This is a genomic window from Streptomyces sp. NBC_01788, assembly GCF_035917575.1.
Classification (GTDB): Bacteria; Actinomycetota; Actinomycetes; order Streptomycetales; family Streptomycetaceae; genus Streptomyces.
The window spans coordinates 3,698,315-3,718,855 of sequence record NZ_CP109090.1 but is presented as its reverse complement, the minus strand read 5'-3'; the positions used below and the strand labels follow the sequence as shown (position 1 = coordinate 3,718,855).

Annotated in this window: 22 protein-coding genes; 12 read left to right on the top strand and 10 right to left on the bottom strand. The window is 72.4% G+C overall.

Annotated features, from left to right (window positions below; translation table 11 throughout):
- Positions 1–37 precede the first annotated feature (37 nt).
- From OIE49_RS16830 to OIE49_RS16805, 6 genes are read left to right on the top strand one after another with little or no spacing between them, the layout of a single operon-like run.
- On the top strand, positions 38–481 hold the full coding sequence (locus tag OIE49_RS16830) for a cupin domain-containing protein (RefSeq protein WP_199836637.1): 444 nt from the start codon (positions 38–40) through the stop codon (positions 479–481).
- Positions 478–1,746 (top strand): beta-ketoacyl-[acyl-carrier-protein] synthase family protein, encoded by a 1,269-nt coding sequence (locus tag OIE49_RS16825; protein ID WP_100569053.1) that lies wholly within the window; start codon positions 478–480, stop codon positions 1,744–1,746. The genes OIE49_RS16830 and OIE49_RS16825 overlap by 4 nt, the downstream gene beginning before the upstream one ends.
- On the top strand, positions 1,743–2,993 hold the full coding sequence (locus OIE49_RS16820) for a ketosynthase chain-length factor (RefSeq protein ID WP_326803051.1): 1,251 nt from the start codon (positions 1,743–1,745) through the stop codon (positions 2,991–2,993). The genes OIE49_RS16825 and OIE49_RS16820 overlap by 4 nt, the downstream gene beginning before the upstream one ends.
- A 44-nt stretch (positions 2,994–3,037) precedes the next feature.
- Complete coding sequence (locus OIE49_RS16815) at positions 3,038–3,295, top strand: acyl carrier protein (RefSeq protein ID WP_100569051.1); 258 nt, start codon at positions 3,038–3,040, stop codon at positions 3,293–3,295.
- Between the two features lie 3 nt (positions 3,296–3,298).
- Complete coding sequence (locus OIE49_RS16810) at positions 3,299–3,781, top strand: SRPBCC family protein (RefSeq protein WP_100569050.1); 483 nt, start codon at positions 3,299–3,301, stop codon at positions 3,779–3,781.
- 19 nt (positions 3,782–3,800) lie between these two features.
- Positions 3,801–4,124: a TcmI family type II polyketide cyclase gene (locus OIE49_RS16805; RefSeq protein ID WP_100569049.1), complete on the top strand. Its 324-nt coding sequence runs from the start codon at positions 3,801–3,803 to the stop codon at positions 4,122–4,124.
- 131 nt (positions 4,125–4,255) lie between these two features.
- Here OIE49_RS16805 and OIE49_RS16800 read toward each other — a convergent pair whose 3' ends face one another.
- The 3 genes from OIE49_RS16800 to OIE49_RS16790 all read right to left on the bottom strand — a co-directional run bounded on the left by OIE49_RS16800 (position 4,256) and on the right by OIE49_RS16790 (position 7,380).
- Positions 4,256–5,284: a methyltransferase gene (locus tag OIE49_RS16800; protein ID WP_326803050.1), complete on the bottom strand. Its 1,029-nt coding sequence runs from the start codon at positions 5,282–5,284 to the stop codon at positions 4,256–4,258.
- A gap of 52 nt (positions 5,285–5,336) precedes the next feature.
- Entirely contained in the window at positions 5,337–6,398 is a 1,062-nt protein-coding gene (locus OIE49_RS16795) for a right-handed parallel beta-helix repeat-containing protein (protein WP_326803049.1), read from the bottom strand.
- A gap of 91 nt (positions 6,399–6,489) precedes the next feature.
- Positions 6,490–7,380 (bottom strand): aminoglycoside phosphotransferase family protein, encoded by an 891-nt coding sequence (locus OIE49_RS16790; protein ID WP_401741584.1) that lies wholly within the window; start codon positions 7,378–7,380, stop codon positions 6,490–6,492.
- 22 nt (positions 7,381–7,402) lie between these two features.
- Here OIE49_RS16790 and OIE49_RS16785 point away from each other — a divergent pair, with 22 nt between their 5' ends.
- Positions 7,403–8,056, top strand: a complete 654-nt coding sequence (locus OIE49_RS16785; protein WP_326806251.1) for a rhomboid-like protein — start codon at positions 7,403–7,405, stop codon at positions 8,054–8,056.
- Between the two features lie 16 nt (positions 8,057–8,072).
- On the opposite strand, the gene OIE49_RS16780 is transcribed toward OIE49_RS16785, so the two are convergent.
- A complete protein-coding gene (locus OIE49_RS16780; protein WP_326803047.1) occupies positions 8,073–9,572 on the bottom strand; it encodes an MFS transporter in 1,500 nt (499 codons plus the stop codon).
- A gap of 126 nt (positions 9,573–9,698) precedes the next feature.
- Between OIE49_RS16780 and OIE49_RS16775 the strand changes: the two genes are divergently transcribed.
- The gene (locus OIE49_RS16775) at positions 9,699–10,376 is read left to right on the top strand and encodes a pentapeptide repeat-containing protein (protein WP_326803046.1); all 678 of its coding nucleotides are present in this window, start codon (positions 9,699–9,701) and stop codon (positions 10,374–10,376) included.
- A 53-nt stretch (positions 10,377–10,429) separates the two neighbouring features.
- Here the strand turns inward: OIE49_RS16775 and OIE49_RS16770 are convergent, their stop codons facing one another.
- The gene (locus OIE49_RS16770; protein ID WP_326803045.1) at positions 10,430–10,930 is read right to left on the bottom strand and encodes a hypothetical protein; all 501 of its coding nucleotides are present in this window, start codon (positions 10,928–10,930) and stop codon (positions 10,430–10,432) included.
- Positions 10,931–10,937: 7 nt separating this feature from the next.
- On the opposite strand from OIE49_RS16770, the gene OIE49_RS16765 reads away from it, so the two are divergent.
- Positions 10,938–12,386 carry a M1 family metallopeptidase gene (locus tag OIE49_RS16765; RefSeq protein WP_442812244.1) on the top strand — a complete coding sequence of 483 codons (1,449 nt, stop codon included), beginning with the start codon at positions 10,938–10,940 and terminating at the stop codon, positions 12,384–12,386.
- 44 nt (positions 12,387–12,430) lie between these two features.
- Here OIE49_RS16765 and OIE49_RS16760 read toward each other — a convergent pair whose 3' ends face one another.
- On the bottom strand, positions 12,431–13,006 hold the full coding sequence (locus tag OIE49_RS16760; protein ID WP_100569041.1) for a TerD family protein: 576 nt from the start codon (positions 13,004–13,006) through the stop codon (positions 12,431–12,433).
- A 166-nt stretch (positions 13,007–13,172) separates the two neighbouring features.
- On the opposite strand from OIE49_RS16760, the gene arfB reads away from it, so the two are divergent.
- Positions 13,173–13,610, top strand: coding sequence for an alternative ribosome rescue aminoacyl-tRNA hydrolase ArfB (gene arfB / locus OIE49_RS16755; RefSeq protein WP_100569040.1), 438 nt, complete (start codon positions 13,173–13,175; stop codon positions 13,608–13,610).
- A 114-nt stretch (positions 13,611–13,724) separates the two neighbouring features.
- On the opposite strand, the gene OIE49_RS16750 is transcribed toward arfB, so the two are convergent.
- Positions 13,725–14,243, bottom strand: a complete 519-nt coding sequence (locus tag OIE49_RS16750; protein WP_234375580.1) for a flavin reductase family protein — start codon at positions 14,241–14,243, stop codon at positions 13,725–13,727.
- 418 nt (positions 14,244–14,661) lie between these two features.
- Here OIE49_RS16750 and cdgB point away from each other — a divergent pair, with 418 nt between their 5' ends.
- Positions 14,662–16,320, top strand: coding sequence for a diguanylate cyclase CdgB (cdgB, locus tag OIE49_RS16745; protein WP_326803043.1), 1,659 nt, complete (start codon positions 14,662–14,664; stop codon positions 16,318–16,320).
- 118 nt (positions 16,321–16,438) lie between these two features.
- Positions 16,439–17,368 (top strand): carbohydrate-binding protein, encoded by a 930-nt coding sequence (locus OIE49_RS16740; RefSeq protein WP_326803042.1) that lies wholly within the window; start codon positions 16,439–16,441, stop codon positions 17,366–17,368.
- 3 nt (positions 17,369–17,371) lie between these two features.
- Here the strand turns inward: OIE49_RS16740 and OIE49_RS16735 are convergent, their stop codons facing one another.
- The 3 genes from OIE49_RS16735 to OIE49_RS16725 all read right to left on the bottom strand — a co-directional run bounded on the left by OIE49_RS16735 (position 17,372) and on the right by OIE49_RS16725 (position 20,514).
- The gene (locus OIE49_RS16735) at positions 17,372–18,304 is read right to left on the bottom strand and encodes a 1-phosphofructokinase family hexose kinase (RefSeq protein WP_326803041.1); all 933 of its coding nucleotides are present in this window, start codon (positions 18,302–18,304) and stop codon (positions 17,372–17,374) included.
- A gap of 123 nt (positions 18,305–18,427) precedes the next feature.
- Positions 18,428–19,570 (bottom strand): N-acetylglucosamine-6-phosphate deacetylase, encoded by a 1,143-nt coding sequence (nagA, locus tag OIE49_RS16730; protein ID WP_326803040.1) that lies wholly within the window; start codon positions 19,568–19,570, stop codon positions 18,428–18,430.
- Positions 19,570–20,514 (bottom strand): ROK family protein, encoded by a 945-nt coding sequence (locus tag OIE49_RS16725; protein ID WP_326803039.1) that lies wholly within the window; start codon positions 20,512–20,514, stop codon positions 19,570–19,572. Before OIE49_RS16725 ends, nagA begins: the two co-directional genes overlap by 1 nt.
- Between the last annotated feature and the right edge of the window lie 27 nt (positions 20,515–20,541).

The following is a 20,541-nucleotide window of genomic DNA, read 5'->3' as shown; positions in this document are numbered from 1 at the left end:
TTCCGAAGCCGACGTACCACACCACCGGAGGAACGACGTGATCAAACCCAGGCCCAGGATCGTGGAGCTCGGCGAAACCGAGCCCAACACGAAGCGCGGAGGGGATCTGCGCGCCATGCTCACCCCGGCCACGGTCGGTTCCACCAGCGGCTTCATGGGCGTGGCCATCGTGCAGCCCGGTGACCGCATCGGCGAGCACTACCACCCGTACTCCGAGGAGTTCGTGTACGTCGTCTGCGGCGAGCTCGAGGTGGACCTGGACGGCGAGCCGCACCCGCTCAGACCGGAACAGGGTCTGATGATCCCCGCCTACATGCGCCACCGCTTCCGCAACGTGGGCGACGTGGAGGCGCGGATCGTCTTCCACCTCGGGCCGCTGGCCCCGCGCCCGCAGCTCGGCCACGTCGACACCGAGGGCACCGAGCCGGCGGCGGCCGGCGCGGAGGCGCCGCCGGCGGACGTGGCAGAGGTCCGATCATGACCAGGCGGGTGGCGGTCACCGGCATAGGCATCGTGGCGCCGGGCGGTATCGGCGTCCCGGCGTTCTGGGACCTGCTGGCGAACGGGCGCACCGCGACGCGGGGCATCACGTTCTTCGACCCGTCGGGGCTGCGGTCCCGGATCGCCGCCGAGTGCGACTTCGATCCGGCGGCCGCGGGGCTGGACGAGGAGCAGGTGGAGCGCTGCGACCGCTACATCCAGTTCGCCCTGGCCGCCGGCCAGGAGGCGGTGGCGGACTCCGGACTCGACCTCGCCGGGGAGAACCCCTGGCGGGTCGGGGTCTCGCTGGGCACCGCGGTCGGCGGCACGACGCGGCTGGAGAACGACTACGTCCTGGTCAGTCACCGCGGCGACCGCTGGGACGTGGACCACGAGAGGTCCCGGCCGCATCTGGAGCGGGCGTTCACGCCGAGCACGCTGGCCTCCACGGTGGCCGAGCGGTTCGGGGCCCGCGGTCCGGTGCAGACCGTCTCCACGGGCTGCACCTCCGGACTCGACGCGGTCGGCTACGCGCTGCACACCGTGGAGGAGGGCAGGGCGGACATCTGCATAGCCGGAGCGTCGGACTCGCCGATATCGCCGATCACGATGGCGTGCTTCGACGCGATCAGGGCGACGTCGCCGAACAACGACGACCCCGCACACGCCTCCCGCCCCTTCGACAACGACCGTGACGGGTTCGTCATGGGCGAGGGCGGCGCGGTGCTCGTACTGGAGGAGCTGGAGCACGCCCGGGCCCGCGGCGCCCATGTGTACTGCGAGCTCAGCGGCTACGCCACGTTCGGCAACGCCTACCACATGACCGGACTGACCAGCGAGGGCCTGGAGATGGCGCGGGCGATCGAGACCGCGCTGGACCACGCCCGCCTGGACGCCACCGCGATCGGCTACGTCAACGCGCACGGCTCCGGCACCCGTCAGAACGACCGGCACGAGACGGCCGCGGTGAAGCGGGCGCTGGGCCACCACGCCTACGACACCCCCATGAGCTCCATCAAGTCGATGGTGGGTCACTCGCTGGGGGCGATCGGGGCGATCGAGGTGGTGGCCTGCGTGCTGGCGCTGGCCCATCAGGCGGTCCCGCCGACCGCGAACTACGAGACCCCCGACCCCGAGTGCGACCTGGACTACGTCCCGCGGGTCGCCCGCGAGCGGAAGCTGGACAGCGTGCTCTCCGTGGGCAGCGGCTTCGGCGGCTTCCAGTCCGCGGTGATCCTGACCCGGCAGAGGGAGAGGACACGATGAGCGCACCGCGCAAGCGGCGGGCCGCAGTCACCGGCATCGGTGTCGTCGCGCCCGGCGGCACGAGCACCGAGGCCTTCTGGAAGTCCACCGAGGAGGGCGTGAGCGTCCTGGGCCGCGTGACCCGTGAGGGCTGTGAGCACCTGCCGCTGAAGGTGGCCGGCGAGGTGCGGTCCTTCGAACCCTCGGCCGCGGTCGAGGAGCGCTACCTCGTCCAGACCGACCGCTTCACGCACTTCGCGATGGCCGCGGCCGACGCCGCCCTCCAGGACGCCCGGCTGGGTCAGGGCGACACCGACGCGGCGCCGTTCTCCGCGGGCGTGGTCACCGCGGCCGGGTCGGGCGGCGGCGAGTTCGGCCAGCGGGAGCTGCAGAAGCTGTGGGGCAAGGGCAGCCGCTACGTCGGCCCCTGGCAGTCCATCGCCTGGTTCTACGCGGCGAGCACCGGCCAGATCTCCATCCGGCGGGGCTTCAAGGGGCCCTGCTCGGTGGTCGCCGCCGACGAGGCGGGCGGCCTGGACGCCCTGGCGCACGCGGCGCGGGCCGTCGAGCGCGGCACCGATGTGATCGTGGCCGGTTCGACGGAGGCGCCGCTGGCCCCGTACTCGATGGTGTGCCAGCTCGGCTACCGGGAGCTGAGTCCGGTGGCCGACCCGGAGCGCGCCTACCGCCCGTTCACCGAGGAGGCCTGCGGGTTCGTGCCGGCCGAGGGCGGCGCGATGCTCGCCGTGGAGGCGGCCGGGGCGGCCCGGGAGCGGGGCGTGCCCGTACGGGCCGTCCTGGCCGGGCACGCGGCGACCTTCACCGGCGCCTCCCGCTGGGAGCTGTCCCGGGAAGGGCTGGCGGAGGCGATCCGCGGGGCTCTGGCCGAGGCCGGGTGCGCACCCGAGGAGGTCGACGTCGTCTTCGCCGATGCCCTCGGCGTCCCCGAGGCGGACCGGGCCGAGGCGCTCGCCCTCACCGACGCGCTCGGCGCGCACGGCCGGCGTGTGCCGGTCACGGCGCCCAAGACGGGCACCGGCCGGGCGTACTGCGCCGCCCCGGTGCTGGACGCGGCGACGGCGGTCCTGGCGATGGAGCACAGCCTGATCCCGCCCACCCCGAACGTCTCCGACATCTGCCATGACCTCGACCTGGTGACCGGTCGTGCCCGCGCCGCCGAGGTGCGCACGGCGCTGGTCCTCAGCCGGGGGCTCATGGGCTCGAACTCGGCGCTGGTGCTCCGGCACGGTGCCGCCGAGGCCTCTTAGCGAGGCAGCCACGATCAACCGGGAGCAACAAGGAGAGGAACCGCATGAGTGACCGAATCACAGTGGAGGAACTGGCCGAACTCATGAAGAAGGCCGCTGGGATCACCGTCAGCCCGCAGGAGCTGGCGGACCGGTCCGAGACCGGATTCGACGAGCTCGGTATCGACTCGCTCGGCCTGCTCGGCATCGTGGGCGAACTGGAGAACCGTCACGGCATGCCGATGCCGGCCGACGCGGAGCGCTGCAAGACGCCCAGGAAGTTCCTCGACCTCGTCAACAGCACCCTTCTGGCAGGAGCGTAGAAAATGGCGGGACACACCGAGAACGAGATCACCATCGCCGCGCCGGTGGACCTGGTCTGGGACATGACCAACGATGTGGCGAACTGGCCGCGGCTGTTCAGCGAGTACGCCTCCGCCGAGATCCTGTCCCAGGAAGGCGACAAGTGCACCTTCCGGCTGACCATGCACCCGGACGAGAACGGCACCGTGTGGAGCTGGGTCTCCGAGCGCGAGCCCGACCGGGCCACACTCTCGGTCAGGGCCCGCCGGGTCGAGACCGGTCCCTTCGACCACATGAACATCCACTGGAGGTACGAGGAGGTCCCCGGCGGCACCCGGATGATCTGGACCCAGGACTTCGCGATGAAGCCGGAGGCGCCGGTCGACGACGACTGGATGACCGACAACATCAACAAGAACTCCAAGGTCCAGATGGCCCTGATCCGCGACAGGATCGAGAAGGCCGCCGCCGGGCACCGGGCCGAGCCGGTCCTGACCACCGACTGAGCCGGACGGAGGAAGCATCGTGCACCAAGCCCTGATCGTCGCCCGGATGGCCCCGGACTCGGCACCGGACATCGCCAAGATCTTCGAGGAGTCCGACCGGGGTGAGCTGCCGCACCTGGTCGGCGTCACCCGGCGCAGCCTCTTCCAGTTCGGCGATGTGTACATGCACCTGGTCGAGGCGGACCGTGACCCGGGGCCGGCCATCGCCAAGGTGGCGGGCCACCCGGAGTTCCGCGGCATCAGCGAGCGGCTGTCGGCGTACGTCAGCGCCTACGACCCGCAGACCTGGCGTTCGCCGAAGGACGCGATGGCCCGGCGCTTCTACCTGTGGGAGCGTGACTGACCCTTCGTACCAGCCAACTGACGAGCCGTCCGATCCCTCACGGACGGCCACCGGCCGCCGGGCCCGCTCTGTCGCGGGCCCGGCGGCCGGTGTCCGGAAAGGTCGCGGCGGCGCCGCCGGCGCGAGCCCGCTCAGGCGGGCACCGTGCAGTCGAAGGCGTGCAGGTAGGGGTTGACCGGGCTGATGTCGTCGATGACCAGGCCGGCCGCCTTCAGCCGGTCCGCCATGCTGGCGCTGGTGTGCTTGGCACCGCCGACGTTGAGCAGCAGGAGCAGGTCCATGGCGGTGCTGAACCGCATCGAGGGGGTGTCGTCGACGAGGTTCTCGATGACCACGACCCGTGCCCCGGCCCCGCCCGCCTCGATGACGTTGCGCAGGCAGCGGGCTGTGGAGTCGTCGTCCCACTCCAGGATGTTCTTGATGATGTAGACGTCGGCCTCGACCGGGACGGCCTCACGGCAGTCGCCGGGCACGATCCGCACCCGGTCCGCCAGCGGGCCGCCGGCGCGGAGCCGGGGATCGGCGTTGTCCACCACCCGCGGCAGGTCCAGCAGGCTGCCGTGCATCAGCGGGTACTTCTCCAGCAGGCTCGCCACCACGTGCCCCTGACCGCCGCCGATGTCGGCGACCGAGGAGGCGCCGGACAGGTCGAGCAGCTCGGCGACGTCCCGCGCCGACTGCTTGCTGGAGGTCGTCATGGCCCGGTTGAAGACGTCCGCCGACTCGGGGGCGTCCTCGTTGAGGTGGACGAAGAACTCCTTGCCGTACAGGTCCTCCACGACGTTGCGGCCGGTGCGCACCGCCTCGTCCAGTTTCGGCCAGGCGTCCCAGGTCCACGGCTCGGTGCACCACAGGGTGATGTAGCGCAGGCTGGCCGGGTCGTCCTCGCGCAGCAGCCGGGACATGCCGGTGTGCGCGAACGTGCCGTCGTGCTCCTCGGTGAAGACGCCGTAGCAGGTCAGTGCCCGCAGCAGCCGGCGCAGCGGCCTGGGTTCGGTCTTCACCGCGGCCGCGAGGTCCTCCACGGTCATGGGCGCGTCCCCGAGCGCGTCGGCCACACCGAGCCGGGCGGCCGCGCGGAGGGCGGCGGCGCACGCCGCCCCGAACGCGAGCTCCCTGAGCCGCATGGACGGCGGTGGGGCGGACTGAGCGGTCGTCATGTGCCGCCTTCCTTCCTTCTCGGTCCTGCGGGTTGCACGAGTGGCGATGGCCTCAGCACAGTCCGGCGGGCCTGGAGGTCCCGCAGGAGTTGGCAGTGAAGGTGTTGCGGAGCGCGGTCCTCTCCTGGTTGACCAGGTCCGCGGGGGAGTTGCCGTCGAGCACGTTCAGGCTCACCCGGTTCCGCTCTCCGGGCGCGCCGACGAAGCTCTTGAACAGCACGATGCCGCCGGACAGGGGGGACCTGCCCGAGTTGCGGGCGACGAGGTTGCGGGACACGTCGGTCCGCTCGGCACCGGTCAGGACGATGCCCGAGCCCTGGAGGAAGGGCAGCCGTGCGGTCGCCGGGCAGAACCTGTTGTTCTCCACGACCCGGTTGCCGCGCACGGTCAGGGCGCCGGCCCGCGGCTTGTTCTCGTCGCCGACCACGAACACGCCCGCGCAGTTGCCGGTGACGTGGTTGGCCATGACGGTGAGGTCGCGCAGCCGGCGGACGGTGACGCCGATCCGGTTGCCCTCCAGCCGGTTGCCGGCGATCAGCGTGCCGCCGGTGTCGACGGCGCCCTGCTCGGCGGTGATCGTGTTGGCCAGGAAGAGCCCGGCGTCGCCGTTGTTCCGGGCGGTGTTGGAGCGGTACTGGCTGCGTACGGAGCGCTCCTCGGCCAGGCCCCAGACCCCGTTCTTCTCGGCGGTCACCTGCCGCACGGTCAGCCGGTCGGTGCCCACGGCCATCAGGCCCGCCTGGCGGAAGCCGGTGAGGGTCAGCTGGGAGACGGTGACGCCTTCGAGGCGCTTGGCCTTGGTCCCCACCACACAGATGCCGTTGCCCCGCTTGCCGCAGGCGCTCGCGGTGCTTTGGCCGCCCGGTTCCAGGACGGTGCCGCGGCCCGTGCCGCGCAGGGTCAGGCCGGGCGTCGTCACCTTGACGCTCTCGTGGTAGACGCCGGGCAGCACCAGCACGGTGTCACCCTGCCGCGCGGAGTCCACCGCCCGCTGGATCGATTGGCCCGGATGCACCAGGTGCGTCCTGGGCGCCGGGACCGCCGGGGCGGCGGCGATGCCCGTACCGACCAGCGCGGTGGCGCTCAGGAGCAGAGCGATATGGCGTTTTGTCATATCCTGTACGGTATGGCGCGATAGCCGGTGGGCGTGCCGGATGGGCCGTCCGGCGGCGTGTCACCGGCGCCGGGCGTGGTTCGGCGGCGTGTCACCCGCGCAGGGCGCGGCCGATCCACAGCTGTTCGGGGGACAGGGGCCGGCCGTCCTCCAGGTCCCACAGGCCGTTCTGCAGGACGCGGCCGAGCGTCCAGGCGCGGGCCCGGTCCCGGTCGAGGCCCAGCACCCCGGTCATGGCCTCGAAGCGCGGGACGGCCTCACCGGGCTCGAAGCGGTTGAACAGCGCCGGGAACAGCTCGAAGCCGGGGTCACCGGCGAGCGGCTTGGGGTCGATGGCCAGCCAGGGCTCCCGGCCGGCGCCGAGGACGTTGTCGTAGTGCAGGTCCCAGTGCAGCAGCCGGTCGCCGCTCTCGCCGGCGACCTCGCGCACGGCGGCGGCGCAGTCCGCGAGCAGCCGGCGGTCGTCCCCGTCGGGCAGCAGTCGCAGCGCGCCCGGCGTCCGCTCCAGCAGGGCTCCCGCGATGTCACCCAGCCGCCGTGTCCCGGCCGGAGCGGGTACGGACGTCAGACGGGCCAGCAGACCTGCGATCACCTGGACGGCCTCGCGGGTGTCCGGCAGGCGCGTCAGCGGGCGGGCGGAGTCGAGCCGTTCCAGCAGCAGCGTGCCGGTCGGTCCGTCGTGCTCCAGCAGCCGTACGGCCCCCGCGCCGTCCCACGCGCGCAGCGCCGGCGCCTCTCCCGCGCTCTCCTCGTCGGGCAGCTGGAGCTTCAGGACGGCGGGCAGGCGGTCGGCGCACAGGACCGGAAGGACCAGCGCGCAGACGCCGTGCATCGCCGGCCCGTCGATCCGCAGCCGCCACCGGTCGAGGAAGCGCGACACCTGCCGGGGCAGACCGGCGACGAAGGCGCGGCCAGCCGCCCCGTTGAATTTCTCCTGGGAAGCGGCCAGCGCGCCGGGCACCTCGATCACCCTGACGACCATACTTGCGCCTGTGAGCGGGGTCATGCGGATGCGGCGTGGGCTTCGGGCGGCGACGGCGTACGTCCGCAGCGCGCCGGGCACCTATGTCTGGCTGCTGATCCTGTTCCTGACCACCGTGGCCCTGCATCACATGTCGCCGCAGTTCGAGCAGCACTTCCTGCGCCACCGCTCGACGAACCTGCGCGAGCTGTCGCACGACCCGGTGCGGGTGCTCTTCTCCAGCGCCATGTGGATCGACAGCGGCCACTGGCTGCCGTACGCGGTCCTCTACACGGTCTTCCACGCCCAGGCCGAGCGCTGGCTGGGCACCCTGCGCTGGCTGCTGGTGTGCGTGACCGCGCACGTGCTGGCCACGCTGGTCGGCGAGGGCGCCCTGCTGTGGGCGATCCAGCGGCATGTGGTGCCGGAGTCGGCCGTCAACACCCTGGACGTCGGCGTGAGTTACGCCCTGGCCGGGGTGGCGGGGGTGCTGGCGTACCGGATCGCCCGGCCCTGGCGGTACCTGTACCTGACCGCCGTCCTCGCCTTCTACGCCGTGTCGCTGGCGACCGGGCGCACCTTCACCGATCTCGGGCACTTCGCCGCCGTGCTGATCGGCCTGGGCTGCTGTCCGCTGGCCGGCGGCCGGGGCAGGCCGTGGAACCCGGGGCAGGCGCTGTCCGCGCTGAGGCGTTAGCACCAGCCCTCGTGCCTCATGCCACCGGTTCGCGTACGGGCGCCTTCGCCGGGGCTCCGTGCTTGGGGGCCCTGCCCGTCACCATCAGGCCCGCGACCAGCCCGGCCAGCAGCATCACGGCGGCCGCCCACCAGATGGCGACCGTGTAGCCGTGGACGATGCCCTCCGGCACCACCCGGGCCCGGTCCGCCCCGCCACGCAGATGGGCGGTGACGTAGGCGGCGCTGCTGGTCGTGGCGAGCGTGTTGAGCAGGGCGGTGCCGATCGAACCGCCGACCTGCTGCGAGGTGTTCGCTGTCGCGGAGGTCACCCCAGAGTCCTGCGGGGCGACGCCCGCGGTGGCGGTGGCGAACACCGGCATGAAGGTCAGGCCCATGCCGAGGCCCATCAGCACCAGCGCGGGCAGCACCTCGCTCGCGTAGTGCGAGTCGACGCTGAGCCGGGTCAGGAGCAGCAGGCCGCCCGCGGCCAGGAGCGTGCCGGGGACCATGAGCGCGCGCGGCGGCACGTGCCGCAGCAGCCGGGCCGAGATCTGCGTCGAACCGGTGATGACCGCGGCGGTCATCGGCAGGAAGGCGAGGCCGGTCCGCAGCGGCGAGTAGCCGAGGATCCCCTGCAGGTAGTACGTCATGAACAGGAACAGCCCGAACATGCCGACCACGGCCAGCAGCATGGTCAGGAAGCAGCCCGCCCGGTTGCGGTCCCGCAGGACGTGCAGCGGCAGCAGCGGCACCGGCGCCCGGCTCTGCCACCACACGAACGCCAGGAGCAGCGCCGTGCCGACGGCGAACAGGCTCAGCACCACCGGATCGGTCCAGCCGCGCGGTTGCGCCTCGCTGAACCCGTAGACGACGGCGACCAGTCCGCCGCAGCCCAGCGCCGCCCCGGGCATGTCGAGGCGGGCGTCCGTCCGGCCCGGTCTGTCGCGCAGCAGGGTGAGGGCGCCCAGGACGGCGACGACGGCGATGGGCACGTTGACGTACAGGCACCAGCGCCAGTTGAGGAACTCCGTCAGCACGCCGCCGACGATGAAGCCGATCGCCGAGCCGCTGCCCGCCAGGGCGCCGTAGATGCCGAACGCCTTCCCGCGCTCCCCGGGGTGGGTGAAGGTCGTGGTGAGCAGGCTGAGCGCGGAGGGGGAGAGGACGGCCGCGAAGGCGCCCTGGAGGGCGCGGGCGCCGTAGAGCATGCCCGAGGACGTGGCCGCGCCGCCGAACGCGGAGGCGACGGCGAACCCGGCCAGTCCGACGACGAACGTGCGCTTGCGGCCCACCAGGTCGGCGATGCGCCCGCCCAGCAGGAGCAGCCCGCCGAAGGCGAGGGAGTAGGCGGTGATCACCCACTGCCGGTTGCCGTCGGACATGTGCAGGGCGTGTTGCGCGGAGGGGAGCGCGATGTTCACGATCGTCGCGTCCAGGACCACCATGAGCTGCGCGAGAGCGATGACGACCAGTGCCCACCAGCGGTGCCGGTCGGTCTCCTGGGACGAGGATTCACCTGTGTGGGTGACGCTCATCTGGCCAGAAGACCATGAATCGGGAGGTATCGCATCCTCGTATGGGCAAGGGGCGCCGCGCGGCCGGAGACGGGCCGGAGAGGGTGGCGCCGGGGCATTGTCAGTGGCGGGGTGCAGCATGGGGGCATGGTGAGCGGATCGAGCGGCAGGGCCGGGGTGAAGGGCGCGCGGCGGCCCGAGGTGCGGCTGCCGGCGCTGGAGGCGTACGGCGGCGGGGGACTGGCGCCCGACGGGGACTACGACGGGCTGGAGTTCCGGGAGGAGGACTTCGCCGGGCAGGACGGGGCGGGTGCCCGCTTCCTGGACTGCGCGCTCGGGGGCTGCGCGCTGGACGACACGTCGCTGCGCCACGCCCGCTTCCTGGACTCGGTCCTCACCGGCATACGGGGTGTCGGCAGCGATCTCGCCGAGGCGACCCTGCGCGATGTGGAGGTGGTCGACGCCCGCCTCGGTGGTGTGCAGTGCCACGGCGCGGTCCTGGAGCGCGTGTGGATCCGCGGCGGCAAGATCGACTACCTGAACCTGCGCAGGGCCCGGCTGCGGGACGTCGTCTTCGAGGGCTGTGTCCTCGTCGAGCCGGACTTCGGGGGCGCCCGGCTGGAGCGGGTGGAGTTTGCGGACTGCGTGGTCAAGGGCGTCGACTTCAGCGCGGCGACGCTCTCGGACGTGGACCTGCGGGGCGCCTCGTCCCTGGACATCGCGCGCGGCCTCGACCGGCTGGCGGGCGCGGTGATCAGCACCGGTCAGCTCCTGGACCTGGCGCCGGTGCTGGCGGCGGAGCTGGGGATCAGGGTGGAGGGCTGAGAGGGCCGGGAAGAGGGGGGCGGCTCAAGAGAGGGAGGCTCCGGGGGAGAGGCTCAGGAGACGCGCGGGTAGCTGGCCTGGAGGGTCCAGATCGCCGGGTTCTCCGCCAGATCCTCGTGCAGGTCGCACAGGTCGGCCACGAGGTCGTGCAGGAAGTCACGGGCCTCACGGCGCAGCGCCGTGTGCGAGAAGGACAGCGGGGGCTCCTCGGCGGGCATCCAGTCGGACTCTATGTCGACCCAGCCGAAGCGGCGCTCGAAGAGCATGCGGTCCGTGGACTCGGTGAAGTCCAGCTCCGCCCGCTGCGGACGGGAGGCGCGGGACCCGGCCGGGTCCCGGTCCAGCCGCTCGACGATGTCGCACAGGGCCCAGGCGAAGTCGAGCACGGGCACCCAGCCCCAGGCCGTGGCCAGTTCGCGGTCCGACTCGGTGTCGGCCAGGTAGACGTCGCCGCAGAACAGGTCGTGCCGCAGCGCGTGCACGTCCGCGCGGCGGTAGTCCGTCTGCGGCGGGTCGGGGAAGCGGTTGGAGAGGGCGTAGCCGATGTCGAGCACGTAGGTGATGGTGTCATGTGCCCCGCATAGGATCGCGCGCGTGTATCGATCCGCCCCGTTCGCCCGGACCGCCGCGGCCGGCTGCGCCCTGCTCGTGCTGACGCTGGCCGGGTGCGGCGGCGGCGTCCGGGGCACCCCGGGCGGGACCGGCGTACAGGACCCGTACTTCCCCAGGGCGGGCAACGGCGGGTACGACGTCAGCCACTACGGCCTGACCCTCGACTACGACCCGGACCGGCGTCATCTCACGGGTACGGCGGTCATCACCGCCCGGGCGACCAAGGACCTGTCCGCCTTCGACCTCGATCTCAGCGGGCTCGACGTCCGGAGCGTCACGGTGGCGGGGAAGGCCGCCTGGTTCAGCCGGGCCGGGCAGGAACTCACCGTGCGGCCGCACGACGATCTGCTGAAGGGGGAGACGTTCAGTACGACGGTGCGCTATTCCGGGAGCCCGCAGGTCGTCGTCGACCCCGACGGATCGCGGGAGGGCTGGCTGCCCACCGCCGACGGTGCGCTCGCCCTCGGCGAGCCGGTCGGGTCGATGGCGTGGTTCCCGGGGAACAACCACCCGTCCGACAAGGCCGCGTACGACATCGCGGTCACCGTGCCCGAGGGGCTGCGGGCCGTCTCCAACGGTGAGTTGAGGAGCGAGACGACCAGCGGGGGGCGTACGACGTTCCGGTGGCACACCGCCGAGCCGATGGCGAGCTATCTGGCCATGGTCGCGATCGGCCGGTTCGAGATCACCCGCTCCACCACGAGGAGCGGCCTGCCCGTGTACGTCGCCGTCGAGCCGTCCCAGGCGCGGGAGAGCCGGGCCGCGCTGGCCAGGATCCCCGAGGTCGTCGAGTGGGCGGAGCGGCGCTTCGGCCCGTATCCCTTCTCGTCCACCGGCGCGGTCGTCGGACGTCGCGAGGACGCCGGTTACGCCCTGGAGACCCAGAACCGGCCCGTCTTCCCCGGCACGCCCGACATCGTGACCCTCGTCCACGAACTCGTCCACCAGTGGTTCGGGGACTCGGTCACCCCGAAGAGCTGGCGGGACATGTGGCTGAACGAGGCCTTCGCGACCTACGCGCAGTGGCTGTGGGAGGAGGACCACGGTGGCCGGACCGCGCAGCAGGCCTTCGACGCGCTCCTGCGCGGCGACTACTTCACCGACGACGGCGCGAACGAGGAGGTGTGGGCCTTTCCGCCCGCGCGGCCCAGCGGTGCCGAGCACATCTCCGGCCGGCCCGTCTACGAGCGCGGCGCGATGGTGCTGCACAGGATCCGCCAGGCGGTCGGCGACCGGGCCTTCCAGGACATCGTCCGGGGCTGGGCCGCCGCCCACCGCCACGGCAACGCGGACACCGCCGACTTCACGGCCTACGTGCAGAAGAAGGCCCCGGACACGGACTTCGCCGGGATCTGGGCCGACTGGCTGTACGGGGACGGCAGGCCGGCGGGTCCCTGACCACGGCCGGCCGCCGGCCGGCCGTGGTCGCCGGACCGTGTCCGTCAGACGTTGACGCCGAAGTCCTGGGCGATGCCGACCAGGCCCGAGGCGTAGCCCTGGCCGACGGCGCGGAACTTCCACTCCGCGCCGTTGCGGTACAGCTCGCCGAAGACCATGGCCGTCTCGGTGGCCGCGTCCTCCGACAGGTCGTAGCGGGCGATCTCGGTGCCGCCGGCCTGGTTGACGATGCGGATGTAGGCGTTGCGGACCTGGCCGAAGTTCTGGCCGCGGTTCTCGGCGTCGTAGATGGAGACCGGGAAGACGACCTTGTCGACGTCGGCGGGGAGCCCGGCGAGGTTGACGTTGATCGCCTCGTCGTCGCCGTCGCCCTCGCCGGTGACGTTGTCGCCGGTGTGGACGATGGTGTTGTCCGGGGTCTGCTTGTTGTTGAAGAAGACGAAGTGCTGGTCCGAGTAGACCTTGCCCTGCGCGTTGACCGCGATCGCGGACGCGTCCAGGTCGAAGTCCGTGCCGGTGGTGGTGCGGACGTCCCAGCCGAGGCCCACGGTGACAGCGGTCAGGCCCGGAGCCTCCTTGGTGAGCGAGACGTTGCCACCCTTGGACAGGCTTACAGCCATTGTTGGGAGTCCCTTCCCTCGTTGCGTATGCGGACGAAGCTACCGCCACCCATAGGAACGCCGAGGAGGGTCCTCCGAGTTCCGCGTCCCTTTACCTTTTTTACCCACCCGGATCGAACACGCCCGCGGCGAAAACAGGATGACGTGACGGGACGGGGAGGGGAACATGGACGACATGTCCGGTCCCCATCTCATCCGCGGCTCCGTCGCGCTCCCCGAGGCCGAACTGGCCTGGCGCTTCTCGCGGTCCTCCGGGCCCGGCGGCCAGCATGTCAACACCACGGACTCCCAGGTGGAGTTGCGCTTCGACCTCGCCAACACCGAGGCGCTGCCCGAGGTGTGGAAGCAGCGCGCCCTCGAACGCCTCGCGGACCGGCTCGTCGACGGCGTCATCAGCGTGCGCGCCTCCGAGCACCGGTCCCAGTGGCGCAACCGCGAGGCGGCCGCCGTGCGCCTCGCCGCGCTCCTCGCCGAGGCGACCGCGCCCCCGCCCAGGCCCCGCAGACCCACCCGCATCCCACGCGGCATCAACGAGCGCCGGCTGCGCGAGAAGAAGCAACGCTCGCAGACGAAACGGGGACGCTCGGGAAAGGACTGGGGCTGACCGGCGTCACGCCGCCGACGGGACGCCGACGCGACCGGGCGATGGCCGGGCACAGCGCGCTGACGGACGGCAGCCCGGCTCGGCGGTAGCCGGACACCGGATGCGGTCCTTGCGTCAGCGCAGGTGGCGGTAGCGGCCGTGGTAGTACATGAGGGGTTCGTCGTTCGTGCCGGGCAGGCGGGCCGTCAGGACGCGGCCGATGACCAGGGTGTGGTCGCCCGCCCGCACCCGCTGCTCGGTGCGCAGTTCCAGGGTGGCCAGGGCGCCGGTCAGCAGGGGGGCGCCGGAGACCTCGCCGCGGGTGTGGGGGAGGTCCCGGAACAGCAGGCGGTCGCTGAGCCGGCCCTTCATGGCGAAGCGGCCGGCGATGGCGTGCTGGCTGTCGGCGAGGACCGAGACCGCCCACAGGGGCTGTTCGGCGAGCAGGTCGTCCATGCGGGAGCCCTCGCGCACGCTGACCAGGGCCAGTGGCGGGTCCAGGGACACCGACATGAACGCCGTCGCCGTCATGCCCGCGTCCTCGCCGGCCGGAGCCCGCGGGTCGTCCGGGTCCAGCGACGGCTCCTGCGCGGTCACCAGGACCACACCGGCGGCCAGCCTGGACATCGCGGCACGGAACTCCTCGTCGGTCACCCCCTCAGCATGCCCGGACGGCGGTCCCTGCCGCCCGAGCGGAGCCGGCTCGGCGGAGGCGTTGGGACAGGGGGCGGGCGGCACGGAGGAAGTGTTCAACACACACGGAACGCTAACCACCGGCCCGCCACCGCCGCATCGGACCCGGGCCCGAACCGGGACCTAGGACCAGCGGCCGAGCAAGTCGTGCATCATGTCCCCACAGCCGCGTGGCCCGCGTTCATCAAACGCACAGGGGAAAGACAGAAACCGCGCTCAATTGTTCACGTTCATCTGTGACTTGAGTCACAAGAGCTGTGAATTGTTGACCCTGTGTACCGAGTGGGCTTCGCGCTGTGATTCAGTGGCTGAGAATGCGCAGACGATACGCCGAACAGCACCCTTGATTCGCTGGCGAGGTCTCGGGGGGAGGGCGAGCATGGAGACCGACTCGGAGCCGTACGTCCGCCTGGCGTCCTTGCGGAAACTGCACCAGGTCATGGCGGACATGAACACCGCGCGAAGCCTCGCGGACACACTGCAGACCGTCGCCGACGGCGTGGTGCAGGGCCTGGGCTACGAGCTGGCCTGCGTCAACCTCGTGCGCGCCGACGGCGACCTCGTGGTCGCCGCCCTGGCCGGGAACTCCGCCGCCGAGGCGCTCATCACCGGCCGCGTCGGCTCCCGGGAGTCCTGGGACCGCCGGCTGGCCATGGGCGAGCAGTGGGGCGGCCTGGTCTTCATACCCCACACCGAGGGCTGGGTCCTCGACGACGACGACGTCCCCACGTGGTACACCGACGGGCCCGCGCCGCGCTTCGAGGACGAGTGGCACCCCGCCGACCGGCTCTTCGCGCCGATGGACGTCCCCGGCGGGGCCGGCGGCTCCTCCGGCGAACTGCTCGGCGTGATCTCCGTGGACAGCCCGCGCAACGGCCGCCGGCCCGGCGCCTGGGGCCGCGAGGCCCTCCAGATGTACGCCTTCCAGGCGGCCATCGCGATCAGCAACGCCCGGCTGCGCTCCAACATGCAGCGCGCCCTCATACGCCTGGAACGCGAGCAGCAGGCCCTGCGCGCCAGCGAGGAGAGCTTCCGTCAGGCCTTCGAGTACGCGCCGTCCGGCATGGCCATCGCCGAGATGGGCGGCGACCAGCACGGCCGGATCCTGCGCACCAACGACGCCCTGTGCCGGCTCCTCGGCCGCCCCGCCTCCGCCATGCGCCGCTACTCCTTCTCCGACCTCGTCCACCCCGAGGACATAGGCACCCTGCTGCGGACCTCGGCGGAGGGCGGCCGGGCGGAGCTGCGGCTGGGCCGCCGCGACGGCTCCTACGTCTGGGTGTCCCTGCGCAACTCCGTCGTCGCGGACGCCGCCGACGGGCCCCGCTTCCTGCTCACCCACGTCGAGGACATAGAGGAGCGCAAGCGCCGCGAGCTCCAGCTCGCCCACCGCGCCTCCCATGACTCACTGACCGGCCTGCCGAACTCCGCCGAGCTGCGTGCCCGCCTGTCCTCCCGGCTGTGCCGGCGGTCCCAGACCGCGCACGCGGGCGACCCCGAGTCGCAGGACACCGCACACGGCCACCCCGGCTACGACGCCGGCGACCACGGCTTCGACTTCCGGCCGGGCACCGAGGCGTACGACGCCTACGACCACCACGTGCACACCGTCGCCCCCGAGGGCGACCACGACGACGGCACGAAGGGCCTCGCGGTCCTCTTCTGCGACCTCGACGGCTTCAAGTCGATCAACGACCGGTTCGGGCACAACGCGGGCGACGCGGTGCTCATCGAGGTGGCCCGGCGGCTGGGCAACGGCGTGCGCGACGGCGACACCGTGGCCCGGCTCGGCGGCGACGAGTTCGTGATCCTCGCCGACGGCCTCGGCCGGGCCGACGCCCAGGATCTCGCCGTACGGCTGCGCAACGAGATCATCCAGCCGATCCGCGCCGAGGGCCGGGCCGTCCGGGTGGGGGCGAGCTTCGGCATCGGGTGGGCCCACTGCGGAATGACGGCGGACGAAGTGCTGAAATCAGCCGACGAGCGGATGTACGTCGAGAAAAGATCTCGTCCCAAACAACATCGCCGCGCCGGATGATCCGCAGGTCAGCCGACTTGTGCGGCGTGAGTCACCCGTTTGGGCCCCGCGGAGCGGGTAGGCTCGCATTTCTCACGACGTACCGCCCGACCCCGCACCTGTTGAGGAGTACCAAGGGATGACGCCCGGCAACAGCGGCGCGAGCACGCCCGAGGACGACGACCCGTTCGGTTACCTGTACGCCGACGGTCAGGCCAACGGAGCCCAGCCGCCCTCCGGCGGCTACGGCTACCCGAACGCGGTCAACCGGGTCCACACGGTCGGTCAGCGGCAGTACGGCCAGCAGCCCCCCGCGGCGCCCCAGGGCCAGGTCCCGCAGCAGCAGGGCGCGTACGGCAGGCCGAACGCCCACTACGCCGCTCCGGAGGCCCTTCCGGGCGGCGCGCCCACGGGCCGCCAGTCGGGCCAGGGCGGCGGCGGCCGGGGTCCGAACACCAAGGGTCTGCTGATCGGCGCCGTCGCGGTGGTCGCCGCGGTCGTCATCGGTATCGGCGTGGCCATGCTCAACGGTGACTCCGACGACAAGGGCGACAAAGCGGGAGGCGATACGTCCCCGACGGCCACGCAGAGCACTGAGCCGAGCCCTTCGGCGAGCAGCAGCGCACCGAGCGACGGCGCGTTGCCGAAGTCGGACGCCGAGGCGCTGGATCTGGGCGGCGGCGCCGCCAAGGCCGCGGACGTCAAGGGCGCCCGGGCGGCCGGCGGCGTCTATGTGACGAACTTCAACAACGTCGGCGCCTCGGTCACCTGGACCCTCAAGGACATCCCCGAAGACGGCAAGTACACCGTGTTCGTCGGTTACGGCGTCCCGGGCAGGGACGGCACCGCCACTCTGACGGTCAACGGCACCGCGTCCGACAGGCCGGTCAACCTGAAGAACTGGGCGCGCGCAGCCGACGGGGACTACGAGAAGGGCTGGACGGATACCTACAACTGGATCCAGCTCAACAAGGGCGAGAACACCATCAAGATCTCGTGCGAGCAGGGCAACCAGTGTGACGCGAACCTCGACCGGCTGCGGCTGGCCAAGGGCTGGGTCGACCACTGACGCTCACGCCGCGCTGACCTCCCCGGTCACCGCCACCTGCCCCAGCAGCTTCTCGTAGACCGGGCGGTCGAACTCGCCCGCCGCCGGGGACAGGACCGTCGCCGCCGACAGGGCGACCGCGCGGGTCAGGCGGTCCGGCCAGGGGAGGTTCTCCACCAGTCCTGACAGCAGGCCCGCGACCGCGGAGTCACCGGCGCCGGTCGGGTTGCCGTGGACGCGGGACGGCGGAGCGGCCCGCCACAGGCCGTCGGAGGTGTGCGCGAGCAGGCCCTCCGCGCCCAGGGAGGCGACCACCGCGCGGGCGCCGCGGCGGCGGGCGTCCTGGGTGGCGCGCAGCGGCTCGTGGGAACCGGTGAGCTCGGCCAGCTCGTCCGCGTTCGGCTTGACGATGTCGGGGCGGGCAGCCACCCCGCGCCGCAGCGCCTCGCCGCTGGTGTCCAGCAGGACGGGGACCCCGGCCGCCCGCGCCGTCCGTATCAGACCGGCGTACGCGCCCACCGGCAGCCCGGGCGGCAGACTGCCGCACAGCGCCACCGCCGACACCGAGCCGAGCAGCTCCTCGTACACGTTCTGGAAGGCGGACCACTCGGCGGGGCCGACGACCGGGCCCGGCTCGTTGAGCTGGGTGGTGTCGCCGGTGCGCGCGTCGACGACGGCTATGGTGCGCCGGGTCGCTCCCGCGACCGGGACCAGCGCGTCCACCACGCCCGGCGCCTCGGACGCGAGCCGGTCCCGCACCTGGCGCCCGGTGGCCCCGCCCGCGAAGCCGGTGACCGTCACCTCGTGGCCGAGGGCCGCCAGCACGCGGGCCACGTTGACGCCCTTGCCGCCGGGCCGCTCGGTCACCTCGGACACCCGGTGGCTGGCGTGCGGCCGCAGGGACGGCACCCGATAGGTGATGTCGAGAGCGGTGTTCAGCGTGACCGTGAGGATCACCGGGCCGGCCTCCCCCGAGTAAGCGCGTGTCCGCCGCGAAGTTCCGAAGACACGATCATGCCAAAGACACGGCCCCGCCGCCCACCCCGCGGACCGGCCACCGCGGCCGGACAGAAGGACGGATCAGCCCAGTTGGGGCTCAACCACCCAGGAGCCCCGCCGCATCACGCCCTTGAGGGCGAAGTCCTCGTCGAGCAGCACGAGATCGGCGTCCTTGCCGGGTTCCAGGGAACCCACCCGGTCGTCCATCCCGAGCAGCCGGGCCGGATTGGCGGACAGCGCGGCGACCACGTCCGTGACGGGCAGCCGGTCGACGGTCACCGCCCGGTGGAAAGCCCGGTCCAGGGTCAGGGTCGAGCCCGCGATCGAGCCGCCCTCCACCAGTCGTGCCACCCCGTCCGCGACCTCGACCTGGAGCGGGCCGAGCAGGTAGCGGCCGTCACCGGCCCCGGCGGCGTCCATGGCGTCGGTGATGAAGGCGACCCGCTGTGCGCCCGCGTGATGGAACGCCAGCTCCAGGGCGGCGGGGTGCAGATGCACTCCGTCGTTGATCAGCTCGACCGTGACCCGCTCGTCCTCCAGCAGGGCCGCGATCGGGCCGGGGGCGCGGTGGCCCAGCGGCGGCATGGCGTTGAACAGATGGGTGGCGACGGTGGCCCCGGCGTCGATCGCCTCCACCGTCTGCTCGTACGTCGCGTCCGTGTGCCCGATCGCCGCGATCACGCCGCGCTCCGCGAGCAGCCGTACGGAGTCGATGCCGCCGGGCAGTTCGGTGGCCAGGGTCATCATCCTGGCCCGGCCGCGGGCGGCGTCGATCAGCTTGCGCACCTCGGCGGGGTCCGGGGCGCGCAGCAGCTTCTCGGAGTGCGCTCCCTTGCGGCACGGCGAGATGAACGGCCCCTCGAAGTGGACGCCCGCGATCTCGCCCTGCTCGGCGAGTTCCGACAGCAGCCCCGCCTGCTTGACGAGGAGGCCCATGTCGTCGGTGACGGTCGAGGCGACCAGGGTGGTGGTGCCGTGCTCCCGGTGGGTGCGGACGGCGGTCAGTACGTCGTCGGCCGTGCCGGAGAAGGAGGCGCCGCCCCCGCCGTGGTTGTGGATGTCGACGAAGCCGGGGACCAGCCAGTGCCCGCGCACGTCGAGGGTCTCGGCGTCCTCCCGGGCGTCGCCGGCGATCCGCGTGCCGTCGACGATCACACGGCCGCCGTCCACGATCCCGGTGGGCAGCACCACCCGGGCTCCGGTCAGAACCTTGCTGGGGGCCATCAGGTGGCTACCTCCGGAAACGTCGTAGAAGTGTTGAGCAGGTCCCAGGCCAGGAGCCCCGCGCCCAGGCAGCCGGCGGTGTCCCCCAGGGCCGCGGGGACGATCGACGGCAGCTTCTGGAAGGTGACGCGCCGCTGGACCGCCTCGCGCAGCGGCGCGAACAGCGTCTTGCCCGCCTCGGCGAGCCCGCCGCCGATGATCAGCGTGCGCGGGTCCAGCAGGGTGAGCGCGGTGACCAGCCCGTCGGCGAGCGCGTCCACCGCCTCCTGCCAGACCGCCCGTGCCCTGGCGTCCCCGGACTCCACGGCCTTGGCGCAGTCCGCCGCGTCCGCGTCCGGGTCCCCGCACGCCTCGGCCCATGCCTGGCTGACCGCCGACGCGGAGGCGAACCGCTCCAGGCAGCCGCGCTGCCCGCACGGGCAGTCCAGGCCTCCGGGGCGTACGACGATGTGGCCGATCTCGCCCGCGAAGCCGTGTGCGCCCGCCTCCACCCGGCCGTCGATGCCGATGGCGCCCGCGATTCCGGTGCCCAGCGGCACGAAGAGGAACCGGTCCGCGCCCCTGCCCGCCCCGATCCGGCCCTCGGCCAGCCCGCCGGTGCGCACGTCATGGCCCAGGGCGACGGGGGCGCCGAGCCGCTCGGCGAGCAGATCGCGCAGGGGGACGTCACGCCAGCCGAGGTTGGCCGCGTAGGCGGCGATGCCGCGCTCCTCGTCGACGATGCCGGGGACGGCGACGCCGGCCGCGGCCGCCTCCTGCCCCAGGTGCTGGACGCCGTGGGCGCGCAGCTCCGCGGCGAAGTCGAGGATGCTCTCGACGACGGCGTCCGGCCCGCGCTCGCGGCCGGTCGCCCGGCGGGCCCGGTGCAGCAGGGAGCCGTCGGCGGCGACCAGGGCGGCCTTCATCCCGGTGCCGCCCACATCGAGGGCGATGACGTGTTTCACGTGGAACAGTGTGGACCGTCGACCGGG